Genomic DNA, 9364 nt, shown 5'->3' on the forward strand with positions numbered 1-9364 from the left:
CCATCTAAAAGGGGACCGAAACCTAAACTATCTATAGAAGAACAAGTTTTAGTAACGTTAGAATATTGGCGAGAATATAGAACATATTTTCACATTGGTACAAGCGGTCAACTATCAGAATCAACTATAGGTCGGATTGTAAATAAGACGGAAAAAATGCTTTGACAATCGGGAAACTTCCGTTTAAAAGCAAAAAAAGCTCTACTAAATCAAGCAGAGATACCGGTCGTAACGGTAATGGATGTAACGGAAACTCCCAGGGAACGCCCCCAAAAGAAACAGAAAGATTTTTTTGGGGTAAAAGAGGTTATCATACTTGAAAATCCCAATTAGTAGCTGATAAAAATACCGGGGAAATTATCTGTGTCTTTTGTGGGAAAGGTAGAGGTCATGATTTTAGTTTATTTAAAAAAAGTTGAATTCGTTTTCATCCTTTAACTACTAGCAGAGAAGACAGTGTTTATCAGGGAATAGCTGCATACCATAGTAATAGTTATACACCGAAAAAGAAACCGAAAAATAGAAAATTAACAGAGTTATAGAAGGGTTATAAAAAGGCTTTAGCCAAAGAAAGGATTATCATTGAACCTATAAATAGGAAACTCAAAATCTTGAAAATCTTATCCTGTAAATATCGGAATCGTCGTCGAAGATATAGTTTAATAGTTAACCTGTTGGCGGCTGTTTATAACTATGAGTTAGGGATAGGTATAGCAACTTCTTAAAAGTTGCCATACATTAATCAAGTCAAGGAGAATTTATTCTCAATTTTTATAATTGAGATAGTTTGTGCTGCTTAAATAAAGAGGTTTTGATAACCAAATTAAAGCAGCTCTAAAGAGTTTTGATTTAAAAGTAAAACTTCAGGTTTTCATTCAGAACAAATGCGCTAATTAACTATTTTTTTTGGGAAAATTAGTTAACCGACCATTATAACATATAATTAATTTGCAAGAGTTCTAATGAAACTGGCATTAACTTGATAAGAAATCAAATCTCCCTCGACAAAGAAACTGAGGCCGTAGCGACCCGGTGTTAAATTCAAGGATAATCGAGCGCCGTATTCAACCGAACCGACGACGGTGGCGACACCCTTACTATCGAATCGAACCAACTCGGTGATCACCTTGGGGTCGGTGGCGAGTTCCAGACGAAGGTTATGCGAAGTCCTGAATCTGAGTCTGTCCACACTATCCCAAACGCCGAGGCAATTAGTTTCCCCTAAGTGTCCGTCAACGCCGAAACTTTTTCCTGTCCTCGCCGTTCCCAGATCGATCGCCCCGCCCCACTCCCGACTCAGATCGCGTCTGGCATAAATCTCGCCGTCCATTCCAGTAATGATGTCTCTGTTCATAGTTTACCTCTCGGAATTTCTCTATAAACTACCGATTCCGTCGTCGCCATTCCCAGGGTGGCATCGGGTTTCCCCCGAAAATTCCCTTGCGATTCGAGGGAGTTTCCTTAAAAGCCCTCTCGATTTCATTCCAGCTTGGACAGTCAGCCTTGAATCGATCATAAGCCCAAACCATCCCGTCCTTCACCTGCTGAAGTTGAACTAGCTGACCCCCTGCGTACACCTCGGCCACGGTACGCCCGAAGCGATCTGGCTTCGCCAGCGCTCCGCTCCCGGTATCCACAGCATTGATAGTGACTTGGTTATTTGCCCGGTTGATGAGCGATCGCAGTTATAAAAACCTCAAAAAGTGATCGCGGATCAGTTGAAGGTCAAAAAAAAGCGATCGCAGATTAAATTATTGGGGATGAAGCGCAACCGTAGGAAGCTGGCTATTTCTCATTGGTCGATTTTTGAGATGGGTCTTCAAATCCCCATTTTTTCCACTCCTCCCCAATTTGCTCCCCAATTTGCTCCCCAATTTCCTTCTTAATTCCGCACCATCCGTTTTTAATATTTTGTTTTTGCTTTTCCGTTAGTTGCCAAGACAGAGGTGGTTTATTTTCACCATTTTTACCATTCTTTGGAAAAAAGATAGGACAATATGCGATCTTTACTTGATTTTTCCATCGCTGTTGAAGAAGTTCTACTTCAGTAGAAACTCGAGACAACTGGGTAGTATCACGGACGCTGAATAAGGTCAGTAAAGGACCTATTATCGCCTGAAACCAGCCTCCCTCAATCTTAGATTTCGAGGGAGTAGATTCAGGAAAAGCATTGATTTGTAACAAAAGAACTCGTTTAATGTTAAGTCCTTTCTGGGGGTCTAGCCATTCATTGAGCCATTCCACCATTGTTACCATACCAGAATTATCGAAATAGCCACCATCGGCAATATGATAATTCCCTTTTGGATTTTCACCAACATAGCGAGAAATAGGCGAGACATAAGAAAAAGTTGCTGAGAGCCTTGCGGCTGTGACAACATCAATGTCATATCCCGCATAAAGGGTGTTAAAATCCACTGATTTGTTGCTACTAGGTTTACAAAAAGTCATCGGTGAAATTAGAAATCGACGACCATCTTCAACCAGAGTCGCATTGAAAATAGGGATGGGAATTTTACCATTTAAAATTTGTTCGCTCCAAGTAGATAAAAATTGTTTGCTATTGGGATTTTTTAACTCTCCTTGCCAATCTGTCTCTATTACTTTTCCCCGATCGCACATTTTAGGAGCGAGAAAAGGAAGCCCAATAATGCGCCATAAATCAGGATAAGCTAATCCCCAACCTACCGCATCCAAACTATCTTCAGTAGCACTCTTAAAGATATTTTCAAACTCCTTAGACTCAGGATATCCTTTATCGGCAAAGCGATCGAGATAATACATCGTTCCAACTGAACCACCTGAAACAGAGCTAATAAAACCAATTGACTTGGTAAACGAATTACCTAGCATATCTTGTAATCCCGTCAGGACTTGAACTATCCAGCCTGCGGCTTGAATGCCGCCCCCACTCGCACAGACAACTACTAAGGTCTTTTCCTTTTCTTCTTCTTGATACTCGAGTCGTTTTTCTATTGCCTTTTTGAAATCCTTGGGATCGTATTTGTTTGCCTCATTTAAGTTTAATTCAAAAAAGTGATCCACCTTAAACAGCGCATACATCAAAGCAACAATAACCACAAAGAGCAGAAAGACAGGAACGCGATAGTAATCGAAATAGAAGGTTAGGCTTCCAGACAAGGGTGCTATCATCATGATGATTAGCATCACATACATTAGGGCAGCCGCTTCTTTTTTCTTGTCGGATGGTTGAGATTGTGGCTGAAATTTCCAACCAATGATGCCATAGACGATGAAGGCAACTATAAAAAAAGCGATGTTACTCAGATGACCTTCAAGGAATTGCTGTGGTTTTGGCTGTGTTCCTATAATATAGCCTTCAGTTTTATGTCTGGTAATGAATTCAACGAAACTAATGAGTAACTTATTGTTAGCAAAGTTAGTAAATATCCAGGTTTTCGTCTGAATCACTGCAAACAACAGCACCAAACTCAATAACACGCTGAAAATCACTCCTTGGATGGGATTCTTTTCTTTAATTTCCTCTTTTGAAAGCTTATAAGAGGTGACGCAGATCGGTAAACTCAAAGCGATCGCCAACCCATATTGCCAGATGTCAGAAATTTCGAGCCACGGTGATAGTCCAAAACGATCTGGCGCACCTTTGAGAAGCATATAGGCATTAATAATGACCCCTATTGCCGCCATGTTTGCACTGACAATTACAGAGATAAGTTGCCACGGACCACGAAGAACAAATAAATTTCTCAGCATGGCTGGCAGCCATAAGGTAGCTATTAGAGGGAGTGTCACCAGCAGTAAACCCCAGAGAATAGGCGCACGCAAGAAAAAAAGATATTTCCAGAAAGAATCAGGAATGTGCCACCAAACCACTACAGCGATCGCAATTATGCCGATGCCGATGATGATCTGTGGAATGTAGTTTAGTTTCTGTTTTGAATTCGTAGTGTTCATGATTTTGTCCTATTTTCAAAGTGTTAAGTAGGCGATAGAGATGATTGACAGAGTGAAACTGCTGTTATGTAGTCTGCACCATTATTCCTGAAAATTCTCATTATCATTAACGATAAAAGTCTGGTGGTTGTGGTGGCTTTCCGCAGACATCTTTGATTTTTTTATTAACGTCTAATGATGAGAATGGGAGGAGTTGATTATAACCAGAATAATGTTAATAGGCATTATTAGGAGAAAGAGAATTATCAACTCTAACTTTATCACTCCCTTGGCAAAAGATTTTTTTCAAAGCCAAGGGTTAAGTGAGGCAGAGGAGGATAGGGGCGATCGCTCCCAAAAGAGAAAGCTCCAGACTGATTTGCTATCCTGCTTTCAAGCTCCAGCAGTTGATACCACAGAGAGAGCGCACTGGATACAAGCGTTGTCACAGTGAGAATGTTCACTAAACTGAACACCTTTACAGGGTCTTGACGCTTTACGAGAATGAGAACTAACATGAAAGCTATCAAGATCCGAAGTAGGCCAAGCAAAGAGACAGCATAACATCGGTGGCGAACGGGTAGTTTATGTTATCAAAGATTCTCACTTTAGGTTAACGGTTGCTGGCGTGGAACGAAAAAACTAATGGGACTTAGACAAAAAACAAATCGAGAAAAGCCTCAACCCCAATCCCTGCTTGGAATTTACTTCGAGAAGCCCAAAATCGCTGAAACCCAGATAGATCAAGGAAAATCATAAATCGAGGTTAACCCTTTGTCCCGTAATGGTTTGAGCCTTTTTTGCTCCCCGAAAATGCCTAAGTCCCATTAAGAAACTATTTCTGCTGGATAATTAAGTTAGAAGCAGGCTGTGGTATTATTTCGGTTACTGGTGGCTTTGGGCTTTCCAGTGGTTGAGGTGTTGAAGTGTTCTCTCCACCTTGAATAGATTTAGGATCGTAACTACCGCAAGCACTTAAAGATGAAAATGCTCCGTTATCTTTAAATGCAGGTTGATCTGTATTAATTCTGTTCTGGAATAACCAATAGCACTGTGTTAAAAGTGTTAGTTGATTGTTTCTGCGAACTGCTTCCATTTCCATGCGTGTCCTTTCCGCAACTGATTTTGCATAATCATTGCAGTACTTTGAGAAATCTCCTCCAAAAGGAACTGTGATTCCTGCGGCGATACCATAGTTGTTTATACCTGAACCAGCCGAATTATGGGTTGTAAAATCATTTGACCAATCATTACCGCCCCCTCCATAGGCACCAATAGAAAGGCCAGGAGTTGGACAAGTCCATCCATTCGATGGGGCAAACGAATATGATGAAGCACCTGTACCACCAGGGGTTGTTAATATGTTAAGACTGGGACTTCTTCCATAGTTAGCGACTTGAGCGTCACTTGGATATGAAAAAATAATACCTAAGCCAAGAGGAATGCTAAAGGGCAAAAGGAAACATTTCAAGGAAGGAAGAGCAATGCGGGTGAAAGGAAAAAGCGACAAGCAATTATGTTTAGTCATTGAACTAATGATTCGTAAAGTTTATAGCAATCAGTTTTGTAGTTAGGGCATATTGAGAGAGACAAATATAGCAGTAGCCATCGTGCTTAGGATTTTAATAAGGGGCTTAAACCCCTTGCCTCAAGAGCTTAGATTTCATAACCAATCTGTCCCTTGCTTATAGCGTTTCCTGTTCGCAAGAGGTACATTGTCGATGGTGAAAAGCTTAATTAGCAAAGGTTTAAGTGTGCCGCACAGATGCGAGAACCGCTATATATGCCCATTAGTTGGTTGTGAGTTTGTTATGTTAGCTTGTCTGTAAGCCAGGGGGAGGGTTAGGAACTTTTATAACCACCCATTCTCCATTTAGGCATCGGTAAATATGTCCCGGAGGAACCTCGAAAGATTTTCTCTCTCCAATAGCATTAGTGTATTCATACACATCAGTGCCATCGTCTTTTCTTGTTATTTTCTTTTCTTGGGGACATGACATTGGAAATGAATCTCCTAAGTAGCTGGTTGTAATTAAATTTGAAGAACTGAGTTTTATTGAACATCGGGTTCGACTCATTTGCTTTCCTTCTACCCGTTAGTAGTTGTTAGCTAAACCGACCTATACACTTGAAGGTTAAATTCTAGAAATTCTTAGGTCTGGCAAGGGATGATCAGTTCTGGAAAATCTGGAACTGAAGCATCTTGTCTAAATCTAGATCTCCCCGGTTTTTTTCCGCTTTCCTGTATAAGCTAAAATGGCTGACATCTATTGATCAGGTGAGCTAATCGCAAGCTCAACAAACTTCGGGAGAGCGTAGTATGAGTGCTGCATCAAGATACTGCAACCTTTGGCGCATTGACCCTGCCAGCGATCGCACTGGATATAAGCGTTGTTTCCTCCCGTTGGCAAATGATTTTTTTCAAAGCCAAGGGTTAAGTGAGGCAGAGGAGGATAGGGGCGATCGCTCCCAACAGAGAAATCTCCAGACTGATTTGCTATCCCGCTTTCAAGCTCCAGCAGTTGATACCACAGAAAGAGCGCACGCAGGACTATGCCTGCGGTGTTACGTTTCTGAGCCGATTCTCAACGCCTGCCGCAAAATCGATCATTTGTTCGGAGACGATCGCTCCTTTACTTACCGAGATTTGCTGCCGTTTGTCCTCAATGACGACGGGAAAACGCTGATGGTTTTAGACTCAGATGGCAAAACCTATCTCACCTTAGACCCCACTGGCAAGCCTCAAACAACGGCTTATCAATGTTTCTCACTGCAAATTCTGCGAACCTTTAAGCCCAACGCTCAATCCAGTATGAGCTTAGATAACTGGACTTATTTACAAACCAAACAAAATCCAGAATTAAAGAATTTTTTATCCGAGTTTGGCTTCAAACAATTGAGCGACTGGGCGCTACTCAATCGCACTCGCTCGAAACAATTGCAACAACTGGCAGAACGCGATCGCCACTTAATTGCCGCCTTCCACGCCGTCTATCGTCGAGACAGGCATCAGCAACACCAGGGTACGAAACGCTGTCTAGATCCCACAACCGGGCAACTTCAAGAGATGGTGACTTATTTAAAAGTACAAAATATCACAATTCAGCCCAACCAATTGATCACAGAACTGCGAAGAGTGGCACTACAACTTAGACAATTTGACCTTTGGAGCCATCGAGTACCGTTAGAAGTTGAAGATCCAGAGACAGGCGATCGCCTGATTCGCTCAGAGCTGCCGCAGGATATTGCCAGTGAATTTGATGTGGAACAGCAAGAGCAACAAGAAATGTTAGAATTCTTCCACAAACAGCTTCAACTCGCCTTAGTTCATTCCATTAAGCAGGCAATTAGCGATCGCATTACTTATTTAAAAAAAAGCAAAGGGTATGCCGCTTTCGCCGATCGATTTATTCCAGGATTACACCTCTATTATTCTCAGGGCATCGCCCTGAAAGAGATTGCTGATTTATTAAAAATGTCTGGTTGGGCGCAAGCAAGACGGGTGTTGAATCCGGGAGAGTTAATTAACACTGTTCGGACATTGACAATTCGACAAGTGCTTGACCAAATGCTGAAGAAAGCTGAAGAGAAAGGACTGACTGCTCTTCCTCCTCAACCCGATTATTTAGAAAATTTAGCCAAGCAAATCGAGGCGCTGGCAGATGCAGAAATATTTCAGGAAGCGTTTGAAGAAATTCAAGCGGGAAAGAATCGTCTGATGAAAAGTGTATATGCTCAACAGCTTTGCTTTTACTTAGAAGAGTGTACAAAGGTTACACAAGGAGTTTCGTAATGTTTAGCTTAAGAGCGATCCCACCAGATTTAAATCTTAGCCGACCTGAAGCCATAAGGCTTGAACCAGAACAGTTTGAGCAGGCGCTAGTCAATCCCCTGGCCAGTCCCTCAGTCGATGAAGCGGGTCAGTGGCAACTCTATCTGAATGCGCTGGCACTATTGGGTTTTGAGCAATGGCTAGAGAAACGCGCTCCATCACACTGCCTCGATCGAACTCAATGTATCAATCATATTGGTGCTGTTTACAACCTTAAAATTGATGAATTTAAGCTAAATTTAATTGTCAAAGAGCAGGTTCTAGATGAAGTAGTGGAAATTCCCAGAGAAGCGATCGAACAGCCGGCTCTTGTCGCTCATTTCTATGTCCTGCTTGAGGTCTGTGAAGAGCAGCAGCGAGTGATGATTCGAGGCTTTTTGCGATCTGACCGACTCATGAATTATTGCCATCGGGTCAGTGATGGTTTACAAAACGATTATTATCAAATTCCCCTATCTGTTTTCGATCCTGAACCCAATCATTTATTGTTCTACTGTGATTTTCTAGAACCTGCCTCAATACTATTGCCCGTCATTTCAACGGAGCATACCGCAACGCCTGAAGCAATCTCTGAAACCACATTAACGGCTTCTCAAGAAACTCCTATCCAGTTAGGACAGTGGGTACAGGGGGTCTTTGCAGCAGGATGGCAAGCGATCGACGATCTGTTTAGTCCAGAAGTTCATCTTGCTTGGAGTCCTCGGAATCAGAGAGAGGGTGCAAAACGCGGGAAGCTTATTGACTTGGGGATGGAGTTGCAAGGACAGAGAGTGGTCTTGTTGGTGAATGTTACAGAAGAAGCCGATAATCAGCTATCTGTGCTGGTTCAGTTACATCCGGCGGGTGAGGAGCGATATCTGCCACCCCAGATCGCCTTAACGTTGCTCTCTCAGGCAGGCAAAAAGCTTCAAGAAGTGGGCTCCAGAACGCAAGATAACTATATTCAGCTTAAATCTTTTAAAGGGCGCTCTGGTATCCCCTTTAGTATTGTGGTTAGTCTCGGTGACACCTGCCTCTGCGAAAATTTTGAACTCTAGGCGTTGGGGTGTTATGGGCGTTTTCTACACAGGCAAAACTACCTTACAGGGGATAGAATTTATAGCGTTATTGAAAGAGCCAAACTTTCGTTCTATCCCTAGGAGCGTTCCATGACGGCAATTGCGATCGATGACAGCGGAAAACTAGAAATTCCTCTAGAAATCCGTCAACAACTCGGCATCACCACAGCCCAATCCCTCAATCTTGAGGTTAGACAAGGCTGCATCATCCTACAACCCTTGGAGCAAGAAGCTAAAGTCCAACGTCAAGGCAGTGCCTTAGTGCTAGAAACCCCACCCCTCGGCCATCTCGATACCCTTATTGATGACCTCCGCGAGGAACGCATTCAAAGCCAATTGCCTGCATGAAATGTCTCTTTGATACCTCTGCTCTCATCGCTGCCCTATTGACTGGACACACTCATCGGAAATTTTGGGTCTGAAACCCCGCCGTAGAACGGCGGCTTTACGTTAGAATTAAAAGGCCAGTCTCGAAAACCAAGTGGACGGCGCAGCACCTTGAAAACTCGGCTTAGGGGGTTCCGACCAGAAAAGCTTGGCCGGGTAAAAAGTCGCGCGC

Annotated in this window: 7 protein-coding genes and 1 pseudogene; 4 read left to right on the forward strand and 4 right to left on the reverse strand. The window is 42.6% G+C overall.

All coding sequences use genetic code 11. The features are described from left to right. A pseudogene (locus IM477_RS07900) lies at positions 1 to 725 on the forward strand (IS5 family transposase); the annotation flags it as partial. A gap of 218 nt (positions 726 to 943) precedes the next feature. Here the strand turns inward: IM477_RS07900 and IM477_RS07905 are convergent. From IM477_RS07905 to IM477_RS07920, 4 genes are all read right to left on the reverse strand, one after another. Beyond that, a complete protein-coding gene (locus tag IM477_RS07905) occupies positions 944 to 1354 on the reverse strand; it encodes a hypothetical protein (protein ID WP_002798467.1) in 411 nt (136 codons plus the stop codon). Positions 1355 to 1382: 28 nt separating this feature from the next. Further along, the gene (locus IM477_RS07910) at positions 1383 to 1685 is read right to left on the reverse strand and encodes a thermonuclease family protein (protein WP_353845535.1); all 303 of its coding nucleotides are present in this window, start codon (positions 1683 to 1685) and stop codon (positions 1383 to 1385) included. Between the two features lie 100 nt (positions 1686 to 1785). Further along, positions 1786 to 3936, reverse strand: a complete 2151-nt coding sequence (locus IM477_RS07915) for a patatin-like phospholipase family protein (RefSeq protein ID WP_287731244.1) — start codon at positions 3934 to 3936, stop codon at positions 1786 to 1788. Positions 3937 to 4750: 814 nt separating this feature from the next. Further along, positions 4751 to 5443 carry a hypothetical protein gene (locus tag IM477_RS07920; RefSeq protein ID WP_287731245.1) on the reverse strand — a complete coding sequence of 231 codons (693 nt, stop codon included), beginning with the start codon at positions 5441 to 5443 and terminating at the stop codon, positions 4751 to 4753. A 792-nt stretch (positions 5444 to 6235) separates the two neighbouring features. Here IM477_RS07920 and IM477_RS07925 point away from each other — a divergent pair. The 3 genes from IM477_RS07925 to IM477_RS07935 all read left to right on the forward strand — a co-directional run bounded on the left by IM477_RS07925 (position 6236) and on the right by IM477_RS07935 (position 9153). After that, a complete protein-coding gene (locus tag IM477_RS07925; protein ID WP_287731246.1) occupies positions 6236 to 7708 on the forward strand; it encodes a hypothetical protein in 1473 nt (490 codons plus the stop codon). Then, positions 7708 to 8784, forward strand: coding sequence for a DUF1822 family protein (locus IM477_RS07930; RefSeq protein ID WP_287731247.1), 1077 nt, complete (start codon positions 7708 to 7710; stop codon positions 8782 to 8784). The genes IM477_RS07925 and IM477_RS07930 overlap by 1 nt, the downstream gene beginning before the upstream one ends. 111 nt (positions 8785 to 8895) lie before the next feature. Beyond that, positions 8896 to 9153: an AbrB/MazE/SpoVT family DNA-binding domain-containing protein gene (locus IM477_RS07935; protein WP_002796232.1), complete on the forward strand. Its 258-nt coding sequence runs from the start codon at positions 8896 to 8898 to the stop codon at positions 9151 to 9153. Positions 9154 to 9364: the final 211 nt, after the last annotated feature.

This window comes from Microcystis sp. M090S1, assembly GCF_020246295.1.
In the GTDB taxonomy this organism is placed as follows: domain Bacteria; phylum Cyanobacteriota; class Cyanobacteriia; order Cyanobacteriales; family Microcystaceae; genus Microcystis; species Microcystis aeruginosa.